Genomic DNA, 20,819 nt, shown 5'->3' on the forward strand with positions numbered 1-20,819 from the left:
TGATCAGCCCGCGCAGGCCACGGGCGAGTCGAAATGTCCGGGTGAGGTGGGGTAGGGCGAGCCGCTGTCGCCCGGGGGAACGGCCACCTCACGCGAGCCCGACGGGTCGCCCGCGCTCCGGCCCGCGCCCGCGCCCCAGGCCACCTTGGCCAGGAAGTCGAGCATCGCCGGGGAGTGCTGGCGGACGATGTTGTGCCCGCCGTTGGCCGGGCCGCAGTGGGTGTAGAGGTTGAAGTTGCCGTTCCAGTCGATCATCTTGTCGCCCGGGTTCGGGCCGTTGGCCGTGCGGTCGCCCTGCAGCACGTCGCGGTCCGCGCCGCCGTACTGCCAGTCCACGCCCTGGTGGTGCTGGTCGTCGGCGGTGGCGGCGTTGTCCTTGCCGGTCATGCGGAACCACGCGCACGGGTCCACCACCGTGGTCAGCTCGCCGTCCGGCTTCTTGCCGGGGGCGCACGAGCCCGGGTACGAGCCGCGCGGGTTGTAGTCGAGCAGGTCCGCGCCGGCCCCGCCGAAGACGTGGTCCACGAAACGGTCGCCGGAGCCGCGGGCCGCCGGGTCGAACGCCCCGCCGCTGAGACAGTCCGGGGTGGCCGCGTCCAGGACGGGGTCGCAGCCCTTGCCGCCCCAGATCACGTCCGCGCCGTCGCCGCCGAACACCTCGTCGCCGCCGCTGTCGCCGTTGACCAGGTCGTCGCCCGCGCCGCCGTGGATGCTGTCCCTGCCGGGGCCGCCGCGCATCCGGTCGTCCCCGCCCTTGGCGAAACCGTCGTGCGGCAGGGCGGCGCTCACCCAGGCGTCGCCGTCCGCGTCGTGCAGCAGGTCCGTACGGCGGTCGTACGTGCCCGCCTGGAAGCCCCTGTAGGTCTCCTTCGGCGGGGCGTTGAGGCTGACGGTGAAGCCGAGCCGCTGGGCATCGGCGGCGTCGATGCGCTCGCTGACCACGCCGCCGCGGTCGCCGAGCATGGCGTCCTCGCCGGCGCCGCCGTTCAGCTCGTCGTCGCCCAGCTCGCCGAACAGGTCGTCGTCGCCCGCGCCGCCGTCCAGCTCGTCGTCGCCGTCCTGGCCCCACAGGCCGTCGTCGCCCTCGTCGCCGAACAGGTGGTCGGCGCCGTAGGAGCCGGTCGGCTCGCAGGTGGGCTGGGCCTGGGTGCAGAACCTGGTCGAGCCGCCGCCCGGCGTTGACGGGTCGTGGCTGCGTACGCGGGTAGCGTCGGCGGGTGCCTGGCCTGCGGGGTAGCGCTCGGTGTAGATCTTCTCGGTGTTGCCTGTCATGGTGCGGACGAGGGAGCCGTTGTCGCCGAGGAGGACGTCGGCGGCGCCGTTGCCCTCGATGGCGTCGGACTCGTCGTCGGCGGACTGCTTCGAGGAGCCGCCGATCAGGTCGTCCTGGCCTGGGGTGTTGTCGCCTTCCAGGTCTTCCGGGCCGCCGGCCTCTCCCCTCCAGCCCGGGTCGGTGAATGGGTGGGTCGGGGTTCTGGTGGAGTTCGCCGACAGGGGGAGGTCGCCGCGGATCTGGTCCGCGCCCGGGCCGCCTTCGGCGTAGTCGCCGTGGCCGCCGCCGGAGATGTGGTCGTCGCCGTTCTGACCCCAGAGGACGTCCACGCCGGAGCCGCCCGAGATGTGGTCGTCGCCCGGGTCGGTGGGGAGGAGGGTGATGGCTCGGGGGGTCATGGGGGTGTTCGTCGAGCCTTGGCGGAGGGTGGCTCGGGTGGGGGTGCCTGTCAGGGTGATCAGAGCGTTGTCGCCCGCGATCGCGTCGTCGCCGGGGCCGCCGTAGAGGGCGTCCGGGGTGCCGGGGGTGTCGTCGGTACGGGTGTTCTCGGCCGCGGTGGTGTCGGCCGCGGTGGTGTGGGTGCCGCCCACCAGGTCGTCGTTGCCGTGGTCGCCTTCGAGCCAGTCCACGCCCGCGCCGCCCTCGGCGTAGTCGTGGTCCGCCTGGCCGCGCAGCCGGTCGTGGCCCGCCTGACCGAAGAGGGCGTCGTTGCCCGCGCCGCCGTCGGCCACGTCGGGGCCGGAGCCGCCGGCGAGCAGCTTCACCTGGTGGGTGGCCGTCTGGCCTGGTCGTGCGGCGACCTGCGTCGCCGGGTCGGACCCGGAGGGGGACGGGGTGGCGGTGCTCAGGATCGCGTTGTCACCGGCGATCACATCGGGCCCCTCACCACCCAGCAGCGTGTCACCCCCGTCGGGGTGCGGCCCCGCGGCACCTCCAACGAGCTCGTCCTCGCCTGCCCCGCCAAGCACCCGGTCGCCGCCGACGCCACCCTCCAGGTGGTCGTCGCCCGCGTCGCCGTGCACCTCGTCGGCGCCGATGCCGCCGAAGGCCGTGTCCGGGCCGTCGCCGCCGTGGAGGGTGTCGGCGGCGCCGGCGTCCTGCGGGGTGCCGTCGAGGTCGAACGGGCCGCCGGCGTCGCCGTTGTCGCCGATCAGCTTGTCCGCTCCCGCGTCGCCGTACAGGGCGTCGCCCTGGTCGTCCTTGCCTGCCGTGCGGGTGCCGCCGATGATCAGGTCGTCGCCGTCGCCGCCGAAGGCGCTGTCCTGGCCCGGCTCGCCCGCGACCGTGTCGTCGTGGGCGCCGCCGTACAGGGTGTCGTCGCCCGGGCCGCCGGTCACCTCGTCGGCGCCGTCGTCGCCGAGTGCCGTGTCGGCGCCTGAGCCGCCCGCCACCTGGTCGTCGCCCGAGCCGCCGGAAAGGCGGTCGTCGCCGCGTTCGCCGCAGACGCGGTCCTGGCCGCCGCCGGCCTCGACGCGGTCCGCGCCGCCGCCCGCCGACACGGTCTCCTCGCCCGCGCCGCCGATGACGAGGTCGCGGCCGTCGGCGTCGCCGTCGTGCTCCTCGCACGGTTCGTCGCGGCGGCGGTCGCCGAAGACGGTCGCGCCGCCGTCGCCGCCGACGATGTGGTCGTGGCCGTCGCCGCCGGACAGCCGCTTGGCCGAGGGCTGGACGCCCGCGGGGAGCGGGAGGTGGCGTACCTGCCTGGCGGGGCCGAAGTCGTCGCGGCCCTGGGCCTCGCCGACGTCGGACGGCTCGGCGATCACCCAGTCGTCGCCCGGGCCGCCGGAGATGTCGTCCTTGCCGTGGCCGCCGGCGAGCACGTCGTCTCCGCCGCCGCCGACGATCGAGGTGGTCTCGCCGGGGGCCGAGTGGCCGGCGACCAGGTCGGCGGCCTTGCCGCCGTACACCTCGTCGGCGCCCGCGCCGGTGTCGACGTAGTTCGGGCCCTCGTCGTCGGGGCCCGCTTCGTCGCGGCCGAACTTCTCCTGGGGGCCGGTGTGGATCTCGTCGGCCGCTGAGCCCCCGGTCAGGGTGTCGGCGCCGGGGCCGCCGACCAGGAGGCTCGGCTGCGCGCGGAAGCGGGGTGAGGGGTCGGTGGCCGCCAGGGGGCTGTCGGAGGCGACGGCGATGGTGTCGTCGCCGCCGTTGCCCCACAGCCGGTTCGCGCCGAGCCCGGCCGCGATGCGGTCGGCGCCGTCGTCCGCGCCGTCAGCGGGCGCACCAGGCAGCCCGTTGCCGGAGCCCCCGGCGGGCGCGTCGCCGGAGTCCTCGGCAGGCGCGCCAGGCAGCCCGGCGTCGGGCCAGTCGGCGACCTCGACGTCGCCGACCTTGCGGGTGGCGGGGGTCAGCCGGCCGTCTCCGGCCGCCCAGCCGCCCGCGCCGCCCAAGGTGAGGTAGTCATCGCCGGGCCCGCCCGCCACCACGGCGGCGGCCCCGTCGTACGCGTCGCCGCTGGTGATCTGGTCGTCGCCCTTACCGCCGTCGACCACGTTACGACCGGCCCCGGCCATGATCAGGTCATCGCCGTCACCCCCGAACGCCACCACCGTCCGGCTGAACGGGTGCGGCCCGGCGGTGTCGTCGCCGTACCCCTGGAAGACCAGCCGCAGCGCCCCCTTGGCGCCGCGCCCGTCGGCCAGCACCCGATCCAGGCCCGCGGCGCGGTGCTCCTCGCGCACGCCCAGGGCGCTGACGACGAAGCCCTCGTCGGCGGGAAGCTGGCTGACGGTCCACTGCTCGGGTTCGTCGCCGGGCTTGGCGGTGCTGCCGCCTCTGGCCTTGCGCATGGCGCCGACGTGCAGGACGAGGGCGTCGCCGTCGACGGTCGCGAGTTTCGGCGGGTCCTCGTCGCACTTGGGTCTGGCCGAGAAGTCGAGCAGTTTGGCCTCGACGATCGTCCAGTCGAAGCGTTTCTTGAAGATGGAGATGCCGACCTCGACCCACGCCTTCAGGTACACCTTCAGCTCCCCGTCCACGGAGAACAGGCACAGCGGGTTGCGCAGCAGGACGCCGGCGAACTCGTGGAACCTGAACTTGCCGTCGTTGGTGGGGTCGAGCCAGTTCATCGCGACGGTGAGGAAGATGCCTCCGCTGACGCCCGCCTTGACCAGGACGACGTCCACGGCCGCGCCGGCTTCCAGCCGCCCGGTCAGGGTGATGGCCGGGAGGGGTTTGCCCTGGTCGTCGGTGGTCTTCAGGTAGAGGCTGTCGAGCACCTGGAGGTCGAGCCTGCGCTGTTCGATGGCCTTGCGGATGCCGTAGGTGTCGAAGCCTGCCCTGATGTGCGCCTCGATGCCGGCGGTGCCGGAGATGACGACCATGATGGGCGGCGGCGACCAGACGGGGCCGAAGGACTGGCTGTAGGAGAAGCCGAGGCGCAGCGGCCCGGAGTCGAAGGCGACGAGTTCCACGTCCTTGCCCATCAGCAGGCTGAAGATCGACCGCCCGGCGTTCTGCAGCACAGGGAAGCTGAAGCCTGCCTTGGCGGAGTGTTCCATGGGGCCCTGAGCGGCGGCGCTCTTCGCGCACGACGAGGCGCCCTGGTCGAGCGCCGCGAACAGGTCGTCCGTGGCGGGCGCCACGTCCTTGATCAGCGAGTCGGCCACGTCGGGCGAGTTCTCGGTGTTCAGCGCGCGGTCGCCGGCCACGGTGAAGCTGCCGATGGGGACGTGCAGCTCGCCCTGGCAGTCGGGCAGCGCCGTGACGAGCCTGCCGACCTCGATCATCCGCTCGATGAACTTGGTGGTGCCGCCGCCGGCGACCGTGTTGTACTTCTTGGCGATCGTCATCAGGTTGACCTCGCCGCCGCCCGCGGCCTTGCTGAGGTCCGACAGGACGGGGATGGGCGCGTAGAGCTGGTCGATGACCGGCTTGACGGGGTCTGTGATCTTCTTGACCTGGGTCACCACCGGGCCGAGGACGCTGCGGAAGAAGTCGCCCGCCTCCAGGTTCACGTTGTTGAAGGCGATGTCGAGGTTCGCCGGGTCGGGTGAGCCGCCCTTGGTGAGGTCCCAGTCGAGGTCGAAGTCGCCGAACAGGCCGGGGAACATCGCCGACCCGGCCGTCACCTGGAAGCGCCAGTCCACCGCCACCTTGGCGTGCAGGGAGGTCTCCACCAGGTCGGCGGCGTCGGCGAGCTGGTGCAGGCCGATCCGGCCGACGGGCTTGAGCCCGATGGTGAACGCGCCCGCGAACAGGTCGGGGGCGTTCTGCTCGCGGTTCTTCAGCCGCACGTCGAGGATGGCCAGCCTGGCGTTGATCTCGTCGGGCAGCGAGACGTTCACGCCGACGGTGGCGCGCGGGCGGTTGGCCTCACCGGCGTCGAGGTAGAAGCCGCTGGTCCGGTCCAGGCCGGCCATGACCTCGGCGTGCCAGCCGAGCTCGGCGCGCACGCCCTTGCCGGCGCCCTGCCGCAGCGCGAGGCCGGGGACGCCGATGTCGAGCGGCCGTTCCACTCCGAGGCAGTCCTTGACGCAGCCCTGCTGGGGATCGACGTCGCCCTTGCCGACGCTGACCTTGAACGCGATGCCGGTCAGCTCGCCGCCCTTGGCCGCGTCGCACGCCTCGGGCTTGGCGGGGTCGGGGACGGGCGCCTGCACGCAGGTGATCACGGGTTGCGCGCCCGGCCCGACCTTGGGCGCCAGCTCGTCGTTGTACCACTGGCGCAGGTCGCCGCCGGTGGGCACCTTGCCGCCGTTCGGCAGCTTGCCGATCGCGGCCTTGATCTCCTGCCGCTTGGCGCCGACGAAGTCGGCCCCCTGCTGGAGGTCGGCGCCGACCATGGGCAGCCTGCCCTGGTTGGACGCCATGCGCATGCCGGTCTCCAGTGTGGTCAGGTAGCGGTCGATGCCGTCGCCCAGGTTGGTCCAGTCCAGCTCCAGGCCGGGAGGCAGGGCGGAGAAGTCGAAGGAGGGCAGCTCCAGCCGGTTCACGTCGCCGGGCAGCTTCTTGGTCAGGTCGAACATCTCGGCCAGCGGGGCGGACCTGGGCAGCCGCAGGACGAGCGCGTGCTTGCCGTCCGCGGTGAGCGGGGCGCCGTTGAGGTAGGCGGGCAGCACGGCGCACAGCGCGAGGTCGGTGTCGTCGCGGTGCGGGTCCCTGTCGCAGGCGACGGGGTCGCTCGTCTCGTTCAGCGCCAGGTCGAGCCCGGCGAAGAACGCGCCGGCGGTGACGGCGTCCTGCTGCTCGCCGCCGTAGCGCAGGCTCACGCCGTAGCCGAGCCTGGCCTGCAGCGGGTCGTCGCCGTCCTTGCCGATGGCCAGCGGCAGCGGCCCGACGTCGGCCTGGACGGAGCCGTCGAGCTGCGCCCTGGCCTGGAGGTCGAGGCCGGAGTCCGTCTCGATGAGCAGGTCGCGGGCCAGGTCGAAGTCCCGTTTGAGCGCGACGCGCAGGCCCAGCCGGATCTCGCCCTCGACGGCGGCGTCCAGCGTGGCGGAGCCCTTGGCGGCGACCAGGCCGCTCTCGCCGAAGGAGAACCGCAGCGGCTCCTGCACGGCCGCCTTCTTGTCGTAGGCCAGCGCCAGCCGCAGCGCGCCGTCCTCGTAACCGATGCGCACCTGGCCGCCCAGCGCCTTGTTCAGCTCAGCGACCAGCGCCTGCACGGTGTCGGGCGGGGCGGCGGTCAGGCGGTCGATCGCGTCCCGCAGCGGCGAGCGCAGCGCGTAGGCGGCGCCCGCCTCGGGGACGGACCCGCCGAACTTCTCGGTGAAGGACAGCGTGTGCTCGCCGCACGCGGTCGCGACGGTCAGCACGCGGGTGCCGACGGCGACGCGGCGGCCGAGGTGCGCCTGCGTGAACGTCCTGGAGGGGTCGGTGAGGTAGGCGTTGTCGTTGCCGCAGGCGCCGTCGCCGTAGACGACGCCGGGGCCCGCGCCCATCTCCTCGGCGGCGACCAGGTCGGACAGGGAGCGGCCGAGCAGCGGCAGCTTGGTGTTCATCACCTCGCCGCCGCCTTCGACGCGGTCGAGGTACGTGGCCACCGCGCCGAGCGACTTGACCAGGGCGCCGAACAGCGCCTGCGGGTTGCCGGGGTCGAAGGCGAAGTCCTTGACCTTGCCGATCTGGTCGAAGCCGCGCAGGTGCACGGTGCCGGGCTCGCTGATGTCCGGCATCTCGATCTCGCCGGAGACCTTGCCGCCGAAGAAGTCGGCCAGGCCGGGCACGCCGAGGGTGAGCCGGGCGCGGGCACTCGCGTCCACCTGGGAGGTCAGGACGTCGCCCGGCTTGCTCGCCAGCCGTTCGAACAGGCGGGTCAGCGGCACGTCGCCGAGGTCCTTGAGGCCGACCTTGACCAGGTCGCCGCCGTCACCGCTGCCCATGGTGAGGTCGCCGGTGATCTGGACGCCGAGGTAGCCGGCGACGGCGTTGACGTTCACCGGGGAGAGCACCGAGACGCGGGCGCCGAACAGGTCGCGGCCGGTGCGCAGCATGATCCGGTCGGCGGCTCTGGGCAGCTCGTTCACCACGGTGGCGCTGCCGTCGGCGTTGGCATGCCGGTACGGGCACGCCTTGCCCTGCCCGTCCGGCCGCTGCGCGCACCCCTGTCCCGTCACCGGGTCGCTGAGGTCGAGCACGACGGTGGCCGAGGCGTGGTAGCCGCGCATGACCCCGGCCAGCGCGGCGGTGGCGTTGGCCCGGTCGAGCCCCGCGGCGTCCTTGAAGGCGCCGCCGAAGGAGACCTGCCCGATCATCGGGTCGCTCGCGGAGATCCGGTACGGCGCGCCCGCGGCGGGCACTCCCCCGCGCCAGCCGTCGTCGGCGAGGGTGACGGTGTCGGCGGTGTTGTCCGCCACGATGCCGCTGGAGGCGCCCGCGGTGACGGTCCGCCCGGTGAACTGTCCTGGCGTCCACTTCTGGCCGGTGTGCTTGAGCGTCTTGGCCGTGTACGTGACGCCCGCGCCGGTCCCGCCGGTGGTCTGGCCCGCGGGGTTGAGCGGCTCGGGGGCCGGGTTGACGGTCCGGTCCACCACGAGGGTGAAGGCGATCTTCTTGGCCGCGTCGTCGTAGCCGGCGTCGGCGACCTTGATGATCGCGCCGCCGGGCAGGCCGCGCGCCTGGCCGAGCGCGGCGAACAGGTCCTGGACGGAGGTGAAGGTGGGCTGCCCGGTGTTCCTGTCGACGCTGGCGGCGGCGAAGGCGTGGATGGCCTCGGACACCTGCACGGCATCGGCCAGGGAGCCGCGCATGAACGGCAGGTCGAGGTCGCCTTGCCCGTCCCAGCGGGCGCGCTGGGCGGCGGTGACGGCGTTGGCCAGGTGGGTCAGGCCGTCGAGCAGGTCCTTGGGCGTGAGCGTCTGGAAGCGGTTCAGCCGGTCCAGGTCGGCCTGGGTGACGCTCACGGCCGGCCCGCCGGTCGCCAGGTCGGGCCAGCTCACGTCGATGGCCGCGGTCGCCCCTTCTACCTGGGCGCCGGCGAACGGCTGCGCGGTGACCCGCAGCTTGGCGGTCGCCGAGCCCTTGCGGGTGAAGCCGAACAGACCCTCCGAGCCCAGCTCGCTCAGGTCGAGCCTGCCGTTGCCGTCCGGGTCGGCGGCGGTGGCGGCGAACTCGGCGGCGAAGGAGAGCGCCGAGTCCGGCGACAGGTCCACGCCGAGGATGCCGAACGCGGCGGCGGGCTTGGCCCCGGCGGCCAGCCTCCCTTCGGCCCGCACCGTCACGGCCGCGTCCTTGCCGAGCCAGGCGGACTTGGTGGCGGGGTCGTAGGCGAAGGGCAGCTTCGCGGTGAGCTTGAGCGTGACGTCCACGCCGCCCGAGGTGGTCAGCGAGACCTTGGGCCGGCTGCTGCTGACGGAGATCGGCCGGCCTGCCACCGTCCTGGCGATCTCGAGGGTCAGGTCGAGGTGCCTGGTCTGGCCCTGGGTGCTCGCCTCGGCCAGCAGCCTGCCGGCGCGGGGGCCGGGCACCTCGTACTCGTCCTGGAGGTCGTCCAGGCTGGTGAGGTCCTTGAGCTTGTCGTGCACGGCCACCTGGAACAGGTCGCCGAGGCCGAGGGCGTCCTCCCCGCCGGGCACCAGCCCGGCGAGCGGCAGTTGCTCGCCCATCGGGCCGAGCGTGGCCAGGCCGCCGCTCGCGGTCGTGAACCGTTGCACCGCGGACAGCAACGCCGCGGTCTCGGCGTCCGGTTGCGCGGACGCGGCGGCCGGCGGCGGCACGGCCGCGACCAGACCCGTGGATAACACCCATGTGCAAAGGACACGCGACAATCGCTGGCTCGCCACCAGACCCCCCAGTGCGAAGACACGACACTGGGGACGTATGTAGTGATCACCGCTTGTGGGTCACTTGGAACCGTCTACAAGCGCACCTCAGGAGGGCGTCACGCGAGCTTGGCGGCCACGGCGTCCAGCACCCAGTCGAGCCCGGTCGCGAAGGTCGTCGCGGCGTCCACGTCCGTGCCGTCGTGCACGGCTCTGGCCAGCGCCGGGTAGCGGCCGGTGGCGAGCATCCTGGTCACGTGCGGGCCGAAGGCGCGCTGCCAGTCGCGCTCGGACAGGCCGGTGGCGCGCTCGGCCCGCAGGTTCGCGACCTCGCGCCTGATCGCGCCGATGACGTAGGCGCTGACGGTCTCCACGGCGCGCATGACGGTGTCGAGGTCGGCGAGGCCGTCGAGGGCGGCCAGGTCGGCCTCGGTCACGGCCAGGGCGTTGGGCCCCAGGACGGCACGGCCGCCGAGCAGGTCGGCCAGCCACTGGTGGCGGAGGGTGGCCTGCCTGGTGCGGTGGGCGCGGGTGGCCAGCACCTGCCGCCAGTCGCCCGGCTGCTCGTCGGGCAGGATCTCGGCGTAGACCTCGTCCACCATGAGGTCGAACAGCTCCTCCTTGGTGGAGATGTACCCGTACAGCCGCATCGGGCCGGCGTCGAGCCGGGCGGCGACCTTGCGCAGCGACACCGCCTCTAGGCCGCCCTCGTCGGCGAGCGCGATGGCGGCGGCGACGATGCGCTGCCGGTCGAGCGGCACGGGCCGACTCGGTGGCTCCGGCCTGTCCCACACAGTCATGGCTACATCGTACTGTTGCGATACGCCGCATCGGGCAAATACAGTGTATCGACATGAGCCACCGTATAGCCGTTGTCGGTGCCGGCCCCGCCGGCCTGACGTTCGCGCGCGTCATGCACCGTCACGACCGCCCCGTCACCGTCCTCGAACGCGACCCCTCCCGCGACGCCCGTCCCCCGGGCGGCACGCTGGACCTGCACGAAGGCATGGGCCAGCTCGCCCTGCGCAAGGCCGGACTGCTGGCGGACTTCCTGCCGCTGTCCCGTCCCGAGGGGCAGGCCATGCGCATCCTGGACGTGGACGGGACCGTCCTGCGCGACTGGCCCGCCGATCCGGACGAGCGGGCCAACCCCGAGATCGACCGGGGACAACTCCGCGACCTGCTGCTCGGCTCCATGGACGTGCGATGGGGGCAAGGCGTCACGGAGGTGCTGCCAGGGACGGGCGACGGTGTGCTGGTGCGTTTCGCCGACGGGCGGCAGGAGACGTTCGACCTCGTGGTCGGCGCGGACGGCGCCTGGTCACGGGTCCGTCCGGCGGTCTCGTCCGCGACGCCGCACTACACCGGCATCACGTACGTGGAGACCTCCCTGGACGACGTCGACCACCGCCGGCCGGAGCTGGCCCGCCTGATCGGCGACGGCTCCGTCGCCGTGTACGGCCCCAACCGCGCCCTCGTCGCCCAGCGCAACAGCGGCGGCCACGTCAAGGTGTACGCCCAGTTCCGCGCGCCGCTGGACTGGCAGGCGGACCTCGACTGGGCCGACGCCGACGCGGTGCGGTCGGGCCTGCTGGCCCTGTTCGACGGCTGGACCGCGCCCGTGCTCGAACTCCTCAGGCACGGCACCGCCTTCGTCCGCCGCCCCCTCCACGTCCTGCCCGTCTCCCACACCTGGGCCCACGTGCCGGGTGTGACGCTGCTGGGCGACGCCGCCCACCTGATGCCGCCGCTGGGCGTGGGCGCGAACCTCGCCATGCTGGAGGGTGCGGAGCTCGCCGAGTCCGTCGCCGCCGGCGGCGATCCGGACGAGGCCGTCCGCGCCTTCGAGGAGCAGATGCAGGCACGGGCCGGCCGATGGGCGAAGATGACGGCGGCCTGGCTGGAACGCCTCGTCAGCCCGGACCCCGCCGCCGCTCTCGCCGTCTTCGACGACGTGCACCCCGGCCCCTCGGTCACGACGGCGCCTGGCGGGGCAGGCCGGGCGGGTTGACCCGCGACTCGGGGATCGCCTCGTTGGCCGGCCCCCATCGTTCGGGCACCTGCTGGTACGTGCCGTTCCCGATGACGGTGTTGAGCGCCTCGTTGAGCGGTCCGACCAGGCCGTTGCCCTTCTTGGTCATGGCGGCGATGAGGGATTGCTCAGTTGGTTGATCTTCGGGATATGGCCGCGCTCCGCGATGCCCGCCAGCATCCGGGCGAAGTACGCCTCGTCCAGCGCGGGCTCCGGCAGCGGCGCCACCGACGTGGTGAGCCGCGCGCGAGAGCAGGGAGGCAGGTAGCGCGGCTCGGGCACCACCATGTAGGCGATGCCCGCCCAGCACGCCAGGACCAGCCCGGAGGCCGGCAGGTGGGCGTGGCGCAGCAGCGCCTGCTTCCAGTCGGCCGGGTCGACGGCCGGCAAATCGCAGCCGGCCGCCCGCACCCGGTCGAAGACGTCGCCGACCCGGATCGGCTCCAGGTAGTTGGGGTGGAAGACCCGCCCCGCCGCGCTGGACGACCGGGACAGCTCGACGATCATCGCGGCGGTGTGGTCCACGGGCGCGCCCGGCATGGTGGCCGGGCTGTCCGGGGCCGCGCCCACCTCGACGGCGGCGCGGACCAGCCGGGTCCACAGGTCGGTGTCGGAGAACTGCCAGTCGCGGCTGTGCCCGAGGATGGCGCCCGGCCGGTAGACGGTGACGGGCAACCCTTCCGCGGCGGCCAGGCGCACCTGCTCCTCGCCGTGGAACTTCGACTGGCCGTAACCCAGCCCGCCGCTCATCGCCAGGATCGGCTCCGTGGCCTCGTCCACCTCCGCGCAGCCCAGCTCGCGGGCGGCGGCGAAGACCGCGACGGACGAGACGTGATGGAGCGCCTTGGTCCTGCGGTGGCGGGCGAACCGCACGACCTCCCGCGTCGCGGTCACGTTGCCCGGGACGAGATGCTCGCACGAGGCGGCCAGGTTCACCGTCGCCGCGCAGTGGTAGACCGTCTCCACCCGCTCGGCCAGCCTCGTGTAGACGGCGGCCGGCAGGCCCATGCGCGGCCGGCTCAGGTCGCCGCGCACCACCGTCAGCCGTTCCGGCTCGAACGGGCCGCCCAGCCTGGTCAGATGGGCGCGCAACCGCGCCTCCGCGCCCTGGTCGGTACGGCCCCGCACCACGCAGCAGACCTGCTCCGAGCGCAGCAGCAGCGCGCACAGGTGGCCGCCGAGGAACCCGGTGGCCCCCGTCACCAGGACGCTCACCGGGCACGCAGCCGGGCGAGAACCTGACCGGCCAGCTCACCGGCGCTGGTGCCCGGCCCGATGGCCATGATCGGGATGTCGCAGCCGAGGCGGCGCCAGATCGCCCCCTGCAACTCGGCTCTCATCAGGGAGTCGACGCCCAGCTCGTCCAGCGGCCGGTGCGGCGCGATGCCCGCGGGTTCCGCCTGCAGCACCTCGGCCAGCAGCCGGATGACGGCGTCGGTGACCAGCGGCTCGGCGCCGTCGCCCGCCTTCACCAGCTCGCGCAGGTCCGCGGCCGGCGCGGCCGGGCCGGCGGAGCGCACGGCGGAGAACCTGGGCCCGTCCAGGGAGGGGAACAGCAGGCGGGCGCCGTCCCAGTCGACCGAGCCGACCAGGGCGACGTCCACGTCCTGGGCGAGCAGCTCGCCGATCGCCGGCAGCGCCCTGGCCGGTTTCATCGGGCTGGTCCACCGGGACACGAACTGCTCCGCCTCGCTGGTTCGCGCCAGGTAGCCGACCTCGCCGACCGCTCCCCACGCGACCGCCAGGCCGCTCCTTCCACGTGCCCGGCGCGCCCTGGCCAAGGCCTCGCAGAACAGGTTGCCTGCCGCGTAGTTGGCCTGCCTGACGTTGCCGACCGTCGCCGTCACCGAGGAGAACAGCACGAACAGCTCCGCCGACGGCGCCAGCCGGTCGAGCACCAGCGCCCCGCGCAGCTTCGGCTCCAGCGCGGCCAGCATCAGCTCCGGCGTCAGCTTGGCCAGCGGCACGTCCTGGAGCACCATCGCCGCGTGCACCACGCCCTTCACCTCGGGCCCGACGATCGCGCGCATCGCCTCCAGGTCGGTGACGTCGGCCCGGTGCGCGGTCACCTCCACGCCCAGTGCGGTCAGCGCCGCCACCGCCTGCCGCGCCTCCGGCCCGTCCAGGCCGCGCCTGCCGGCCAGCGCGATCCGCCTGGCGCCCTGCCGCGCCAGCCAGTGGGCCGCCCGCGCGCCGAACCCGCCCAGACCGCCGGTGACCAGGTAGACCCCGTCCGGATCCAGCCCGCGCGCTCGCGTGGCCAGGGCGGACGGCTCGAACTCGATGACGAGCTTGCCGATGTGCCGGGAGTGCCGCATCTGTTCGAAGGCTTCGGTGACGCGCCCCTCCGGGAAGCTCCGGTACGGCAGCGCCCGGTACGTGCCCGCCTCGACCCGCTGCGCGATCTCCGCGAGCTGCCGGTGCGCCACCTGGGGCATTCGTTCGGCGATCTGCTTGAGATCGACGGTGACGAACGAGACGTTGCCGCGCAGCAGACGCAGCGCCAGCCCGCCGCCGGAGAACAGGTCATGCTTGCCCAGCTCGACGAACCGGCCGCGGGGGCGCAGCAGCTCCACCCCCTCGGCCAGGGCGTCGCCCGCGAGCGAGTTCAGCACCACGTCCACGCCCCGGCCCTCGGTGATCGCCCTGACCTCGGCGGCGAAGCGCAGGCCGCGTGAGTCCAGGACGTGGTCCACGCCCAGCGCTTGGAGCAGGTCGCGTTTGCCAGGCGTGCTCGCTGTCGCGATCACCTTGGCTCCGGCCAGCTTGGCGTGCTGGATCGCGGCCAGGCCGACGCCGCCGGAGGCGCCGTGCACCAGCACCGTCTCGCCCTGGGCCAGCCGTACGGGGTCGTCGGCCAGGGCGAGGCGGACGGTGAGGAAGGCGACGGGCAGTGTGGCGGCCTCGGCGTACCCCATCGTGCCGGGGATGCGGGCCAGCGCGTCGCGGTCCAGCACCACGTGCGAGGCGAGGGGGTGTTCGGCGGCGGCGAAGACGCGGTCACCCGGCGCCAGGTCGTGGACCTGCGCGCCGACCGCCGTCACCACCCCTGCGCAGTCGAAGCCGTAGACGCGTTCGTGGCTGGGGCCGCCCGCCGCGTCCGCGGGCAGCCTGCCCAGCGCCCACAGCACGTTGCGGTAGTTGACGCCCGCCGCCCTCACCTCCACCGTCACCTGGCCTGGGCCGGGAGCCGGCATCTCCATGGGCGTCCAGTCGAGGCGGAAGGCCGGGCCCTGGTTGCGCAGCCGCAGGGCGCGGGGCTCGGTCCCGGTCGCGGTGGGCTCCTGGGCGGGGCGCAACCGGGGCACGAACCGGCCCTCGGTGGTCAGCACCACCTCGTCCTCTTCGTCAGGTGCGAGCAGTTCGGCCGCGAGGCGCTGGGCGTCGCTCGCGCCTCGTTCCAGCGAGATCTTCCGTACGGTGAGACCGGGTGTCTCGTTGGACAGGCAGCGGGCGACTCCCCACAGCGCGGCGTCGCCGGGGAAGTCCGGGCGTTCCGGGGCGGGGAACGTGCCTGAGGGGCGGGTGACGAGCCAGAACACGGCATCGGCCGGTGGGGCGGCGGCGAGCGCGTTGAGGGTCGTGGTGGCTGAGACGACGCGCTGCGCGCAGCTCGCCGGGTCGGCGTCCGCTGTGGCGTGGTCGCCGTCGAGGAGGTAGACGACGTGGCGTGCCGGTCGCGGACCGGACGAGACCTCGGCCCTGGCCCCGGCTCGATTCAGCTCGCCCGCCACCGCCTCGGCCAGCGCCCGGTCGCGGCCCGACTCGGTGACGATCAGCCAGTCCCCTGACGCGGCGGGCGCTGGAGGAGCCGCTTCGGCCCTCGGCTCGCGGGTGGCCACGAAGAGCGCCGTGTCGATGCCCACCGGCTCCTCCTCGGCGCGCAGCTCGGCAGGTTCCGCGAGCCCGCAGCGCGGCAGCAGCCGCAGCCAGTCGGCTGTCCGGATCAGCGGGCCACCGGGACGCAGGGCGGTGTCGGTGGCCGACCACCAGCCGTCCAGCAGGCCGAAGATCATGGTCGTCGGGCCCGCGTCGAGGGTCTCGCCCAGCAGCAGGAAGCCGTCGTCGGCCAGCAGGCGGGTGATCCGGCCGAGCGTCGCCTCCAGGTCGGTGGTGGCGTGCGCGACGTTCGCCGCGATGACGACGTCGAAGCCCGCTTCCAGTTCCGCGCAGTCCTCCTCCAGGTCCAGCACCCGGTAGTCGACGAAGTCGAAGGACTTGAAGCGGGCCGCCGCCGAGGTGAGGAAGGCGGGCGAGAGGTCGGTGAAGGTGTAGCGGGTCCGCTCGGGCGGCAGCGTGGGCAGGACGGCGGCGGTCATGCCGCCCGTTCCCGCGCCCACCTCCAGGACGCGCAGGGGGCGGCCGTCGGGCCAGGCGGCGACCAGCTCTTCGAGCACGGATCTGACCAGCAGGTTCGTGGGCCGCAGGACCGGGCCGCTGTCGTAGAAGTGTTCGGCGGCCTGGAGGCCGCCCTGCGGGAAGACGACCTCGACGGGGTCCTTGTCACCGCGCAGCACCTCGGTCAGGTGCCGCCCGCAGTGGCCGAGGAGCTGCAGCTCGGCCGCGTACTCCGGGAAGTCGAACAGGGCGTCGGCGAACAGGGGGTCAGGGTCGCCGGTCGCCCACCGGCTTCCCTCCCCCGTCGGCTCGCACAGCTCGCCGGACTGGGCGCACAGGGTGCGGGCGAGGCGCGTGTACTTCGGCTGCATTCCGGCCTGGACGAGGTCGGCCAGGCTCCAGCTCTCGCCCGCGAGGTCACGCATCGTCCGGGCGGTGTAATGGGCGGCCAGCCTTCGGTAGGCGGTCATGAAGCGGTGGTGCCGGTCGCTGCGGGCCAGCAGCCGGTCGCGCAGGGCGAGGCGGTGCGGTTCCACCCTCGTGAGCAACTCCGTCATGGTGATGGCGGGGCCAGTCGATGGGCCGGGGCGCGGGGCCGCGCGCATCACCGTCACGTGCCGGGCGGGGGCTTCCTCGCCGGGCAGGCGGCGTACCCGGCAGCCGGTCAGCTCCATCACGGGCACGCCGGAGGTGTCGGTGACGGTGAAGTCCACGGTCGCCTCGCGCGGGTCGGTGCGCGGGCGGAGGCCGGCGTGGACCAGGCCCTTGCCTGGTGGTTGGCGCCACAGCCTGACGCGTTCGAAGGAGATCGGGACGTAGGCGGTGGGTTCCTCGCCGAGTTGCCACAGGATGGCCAGGCCCGTTTGCAGGGCGGCGTCCACCAGGGCGGGGTGCGCTTGGTAGACGGTGGTGGACGGCTCGGTGAAGTGGTACCGGCCGAGGGAGCGGGTGCCCGAGATGCGGACGCTTCGCACGCCGCGGAACGCCGGGCCGTAGGTGAAACCGGCTTGGGTGGCCAGGGCGTAGAACTCGTCCGCGCTGAGCTCCACCGCCGGGTCCGCAGCCGGGTCCGCAGCCGGGGCCGCGGCTGGGTCCGCGGCCGGGCTGGGTGTCGGTGGCGTCGTCGGCGAGACGGCCTGGCGTACCCGGCAGCGGGCGTGCACCTGCCACTCCCCCTGCGCGCCGGCCCTGGAGGCGATCCGCACCCCGCCGTCCTCGGACACCGACACCTGAACGTGAGGCGCCTGCCCGTCGGGGATGGCCAGCGGGCTCAGCACCTCCACGTCCAGCACCTCCACCGGCCCGTCGAGCGTCTCCGCACCGGCCGCGAGCGCCATCTCGACGAACCCGACGGCGGGCACCACCACGGCTCCGCCCACCCGGTGATCGCTCACCCATGGCACCCTGGCCAGGTCCAGCGGGGCGCTCCAGGTCGGGTCCAGCGCCTGCGTACGCGCGCCGAGCAGCGGATGCTCCAGCCGGGGCGCCCACCAGTCGGCCTCGCCGTGCCAGTGGCGTTCGCGCTGCCACGGGTAGGCGGGCAGGTCGAGCACCCGTCCGGGGCGGGGGAAGAACGCCGTCCAGTCGGCTTTCGCGCCGGCGGCGAGCAGCCCGGCGGCGGCCGTCCGGAGCGCGGGCGAGCCCGGCGCGTCGCGCCGGAGCGTGGGCAGGACGGTGAGCTGCCGTCCGGCCCGCTTCAGATACGTCTGCAGGACGGAGTGCGGGCCGACCTCCAGGAAGATGCGGAACCCCGCGTCGGCCAGGTGGGCGGCCGCCTGGCCGAACAGCACCGGCCGGCGGACGTTGCGCCACCAGTACGCGGCGTCCAGGGGGCCGTCGATCGGCCGGCCGGTGACCGTCGAGATCATCGGGATGGCCGGGGACGCGGTCGTCAGCCCGGCCAGCGCCTCGGCCAGGCCCGGCTGGACGGGGTCCATGGCGCGGCTGTGGAAGGCGAAGTCCACGAGGAGGCGGCGGAAGAAGACGTCCTTGCCCGCCAGCTCCGCCTCCAGCCGTTCCAGCGCCTCGCCGGGGCCCGCCACCGTCACGTCGCGGTCGCTGTTGATCGCGGCGATCTCCAGGTCGTACGGCTCGATGACCTCCGCGGCCTGGCCGGGGGGCAGGCCCAGCGCGGCCATGCCGCCCTGGCCCATGGCGAGTTGCTGGGCCCGGCCGCGTTCGGCGCAGAGGAGGACGGCGTTGTCGAGGTCGAGGGCTCCTGAGGCGCAGGCGGCGGCGATCTCCCCCACGCTGTGCCCGAACACGACATCAGGCACCAGGCCCTGACTTTTCAGGACTTGCAGGATGCCCATCTGCATCGCGAAGATCGCGGGCTGGCCGACCTCGGCCGTCGCCAGCCGGGAGCGGCTCGCCGGGGCGGCCAGCTCGGCTTCCAGCGACCAGGTCACGTGCTTGGACAGCAGCTTGCCGATGTGCTTGATCGTGTCGCGGAAGTGCGGATCCGTCGCCATGAGGTCGTCGGCCATGCCCGGCCATGGGGTGCCCGCGCCGCCGAAGGCCACGGCGATCCTGCCGTCCTGCTCGGCCGCCGCCGGCTGGGCCTCCCGCAGGAGCGTGGCGGCCTCAGCAGGGGTGGTGGCGAGCACCGAGATGCGGTGTTCGCGGTGGCCGCGGCGGCGGGTGAGGGTGTGGGCCAGGTCGTAGAAGTGGTCGCAGGGCAGCGTCTCGCACTGGTCGGCCACGCGTTGGGCCAGCTCGATGGCGGCGGCAGGGGTGCGGCCGGAAACGATCAGGGGTACGGCTCGCGGTGGCGTGCTCGGCACGGGGGCGCTCAGCGGCGCTGCCTGCTGCAGTGGCGCACTCGGCGGGGCCGCCGCTGGTGGTGCTGCTTGTTGCGGTGGTGCCGCCAGCAGGGCGTGGGCGTTGACGCCGCCGAAGCCGAACGAGCTCACCCCGGCGAGCGCCCGCTCCACCCGCGCGGCACACCGCTGCTCACGAACCGGCGACAGCCCGAGCCCCGCCCAGTCGATGCCCGGGTTGAGCACCTCGGCGTGCAGCGAGGGCGGGATCGACCCGTGCCGCAGCACCAGCAGCGCCTTCATCAGCCCCGCCATGCCCGCCGCCGACTCCAGATGCCCCATGTTCGTCTTGATCGACCCGATCGGCAGCGCGTTGCCGGGCGAGCGGCGCGACCCGACGGCCCGGCCGACCGCCTCGCATTCGACGGGATCGCCGACGGGGGTGCCGGTGCCGTGCGCCTCCCAGTAGACGAGGTCGTCCACCTCGACGTCCGCGTAGATCGTCTCAAGGAGCCGCGTCTGGCTCTCGACGCCTGGGTGGGTGAGGCCGGGTGTGCGGCCGTCGGCGTTGGTGCCGGTGTCCAGGAGGACGGCGTGGATCCGGTCGCCGTCGGCCTGCGCGCGGGCGAGCGTCTTGAGCACGACCATGCCGGCGCCCTCACCGCGTACGTAACCGTCGGCGTCGGCGGAGAAGGCCTGGCATCGGCCGCGCGCCGACAGCATGGAGGCCTGGGACAGGCCGACGAAGGAGAGCGGGTCGAGCAGCACGTTGACGCCGCCGGCCAGGGCGATCCCGGCCTGCCCCGACCGGACGGCGTGGGCCGCCTCGTGCAGGGCGACCAGGGCGGAGGAGCAGGCGGTGTCGATGGCGAGGCTGGGGCCGCGCAGGTCCAGGCCGTAGGAGACCCGGTTGGCGGTGTTGCCGAAGGTCCAGCCGGCGACGGAGTAGGCGTTGAGGCCGGCGGGGTCGCGACACTGGAGGTTGCCGTAGTCGCCGTTGAACACGCCTGTGAACACCGCGGTGTCGGATCCCGCGAGGGAGGCCGGGTCGATGGCGGCGTCGTCGAGCGCCTCGACGGCGAGCTCCAGCATCAGCCGCTGCTGCGGGTCGAGCCGGTCGGCCTCCTTGGGCGCGATGCCGAAGTAGGCGGCGTCGAATCCGGCGAGGTCGTCCAGGAACGCCCCGTGTGCGGCGTAGCTCTTTCCGGGCCGCCTGGTCGCGCGATCGACGAACCAGCCCGGATCGAACCGGTCGGCCGGCACCTCCGTCACCAGGTCGCTTCCCGCGACCAGCGCCTCCCACAAGCTCTGGAGATCCTCGATGCCGCCCGGCAGGCGGCAGCCGACTCCCACGATCGCCAACGGTTCCCGCATGACCCCCCGTTTCCTCAGGCGGAGGCCGCCTGCCCCTGGGGTGGCAAGCGGCCGTTGTCGGTTGGCTCAGACCGGTCCGAAGAGCCAGTTGCCGGTCAGGTCCGGGTCCGCGCTGAGGTAGAACTGCCGGCCGGCCTCCACCAGCTCCTCGATGCTGAGCGCGCCGCTGCCGTCGGTGTCGATCTTCTTGAACGCGAGCTCCGCGTCCTGCGGGCTGGTGCCGAAGGCGGACTGGAACCGCTGGAACTCCTCCAGGTCCAGAACGTGGTTGCCGTTGACGTCAGTGACGTCGAGGGTCGCCTGGATGGCCGGTCGCAGGGCCCGCTCGTAACCGGCGGGGTCGTCGATGAAGGCCGCCTTCATCCCGAGCCGGTACTCCTCGCGGCTGATCTTGCGGTCGCCGTCCAGGTCGATCTTGGCGAGCAGGACTTCCCAGAAGTCGGTGTAGGCCCCGAACAGGCGGCTTGCCTGGTCGCTCTCGGGGTTGACGCCGAAGGCGGCCAGCACCCTGATCCCCAGGGCGATGAGATCGTCGAGCTCCAGATCTCCGTTGTGGTTGACGTCCATGTGATGGAACGCCTTGTCGAGCTTGCGGTTCTGCAGCGCTGTGAGCACGCCCTGCCCTCCTGTGATCGATCAACTACAAAGAATAATCAAATAATTACTCTCCGTAGTCAAGCTCATGAACCCCACAGCCGGGAGTCCAGTCGTTGTCCGCCGCGGACGAGCAGGCGGGCGCCCGCACATGACCTGGGGGAACTTGACCTGGTTGTAGCCATTCCGGGAGCAGGTAACGGGTAGCTCGCCGAGCAGGACAGCGGGGTACCTCGGGGGGCGACGGGTGACAG

7 protein-coding genes are annotated in these 20,819 nt (G+C 73.4%); 1 reads left to right on the forward strand and 6 read right to left on the reverse strand.

Annotated features, from left to right (window positions below; translation table 11 throughout):
- Positions 1–3 precede the first annotated feature (3 nt).
- Together FXF51_RS39755 and FXF51_RS39760 are read right to left on the reverse strand one after the other, a co-directional pair.
- On the reverse strand, positions 4–9,450 hold the full coding sequence (locus tag FXF51_RS39755; RefSeq protein ID WP_148439932.1) for a calcium-binding protein: 9,447 nt from the start codon (positions 9,448–9,450) through the stop codon (positions 4–6).
- Between the two features lie 137 nt (positions 9,451–9,587).
- Positions 9,588–10,268, reverse strand: a complete 681-nt coding sequence (locus tag FXF51_RS39760) for a TetR/AcrR family transcriptional regulator (RefSeq protein WP_148439933.1) — start codon at positions 10,266–10,268, stop codon at positions 9,588–9,590.
- 53 nt (positions 10,269–10,321) lie between these two features.
- Between FXF51_RS39760 and FXF51_RS39765 the strand changes: the two genes are divergently transcribed.
- Entirely contained in the window at positions 10,322–11,479 is a 1,158-nt protein-coding gene (locus tag FXF51_RS39765) for an FAD-dependent oxidoreductase (RefSeq protein WP_148439934.1), read from the forward strand.
- Here FXF51_RS39765 and FXF51_RS61215 read toward each other — a convergent pair.
- The 4 genes from FXF51_RS61215 to FXF51_RS39780 all read right to left on the reverse strand — a co-directional run bounded on the left by FXF51_RS61215 (position 11,442) and on the right by FXF51_RS39780 (position 20,586).
- Positions 11,442–11,609 carry a hypothetical protein gene (locus tag FXF51_RS61215; RefSeq protein WP_187414822.1) on the reverse strand — a complete coding sequence of 56 codons (168 nt, stop codon included), beginning with the start codon at positions 11,607–11,609 and terminating at the stop codon, positions 11,442–11,444. The two genes, FXF51_RS39765 and FXF51_RS61215, sit on opposite strands and share 38 nt — an antisense overlap.
- Positions 11,606–12,715 carry a thioester reductase domain-containing protein gene (locus FXF51_RS39770; RefSeq protein ID WP_148439935.1) on the reverse strand — a complete coding sequence of 370 codons (1,110 nt, stop codon included), beginning with the start codon at positions 12,713–12,715 and terminating at the stop codon, positions 11,606–11,608. The genes FXF51_RS61215 and FXF51_RS39770 overlap by 4 nt, the downstream gene beginning before the upstream one ends.
- Complete coding sequence (locus FXF51_RS39775; RefSeq protein WP_148439936.1) at positions 12,712–19,971, reverse strand: type I polyketide synthase; 7,260 nt, start codon at positions 19,969–19,971, stop codon at positions 12,712–12,714. Before FXF51_RS39775 ends, FXF51_RS39770 begins: the two co-directional genes overlap by 4 nt.
- Positions 19,972–20,037: 66 nt before the next feature.
- On the reverse strand, positions 20,038–20,586 hold the full coding sequence (locus FXF51_RS39780) for an EF-hand domain-containing protein (RefSeq protein WP_148439937.1): 549 nt from the start codon (positions 20,584–20,586) through the stop codon (positions 20,038–20,040).
- Between the last annotated feature and the right edge of the window lie 233 nt (positions 20,587–20,819).

The organism is Nonomuraea sp. PA05, assembly GCF_008086045.1.
In the GTDB taxonomy this organism is placed as follows: domain Bacteria; phylum Actinomycetota; class Actinomycetes; order Streptosporangiales; family Streptosporangiaceae; genus Nonomuraea; species Nonomuraea monospora.

Excerpts from the sequence above, each read along its gene's own strand:
- FXF51_RS61215 (WP_187414822.1), bottom strand. The coding sequence starts at position 11,609 with ATGACCAAGAAGGGCAACGGCCTGGTCGGACCGCTCAACGAGGCGCTC.
- FXF51_RS39760 (WP_148439933.1), bottom strand. The coding sequence starts at position 10,268 with ATGACTGTGTGGGACAGGCCGGAGCCACCGAGTCGGCCCGTGCCGCTC.
- FXF51_RS39775 (WP_148439936.1), bottom strand. The coding sequence starts at position 19,971 with ATGCGGGAACCGTTGGCGATCGTGGGAGTCGGCTGCCGCCTGCCGGGC.
- FXF51_RS39765 (WP_148439934.1), top strand. The coding sequence starts at position 10,322 with ATGAGCCACCGTATAGCCGTTGTCGGTGCCGGCCCCGCCGGCCTGACG.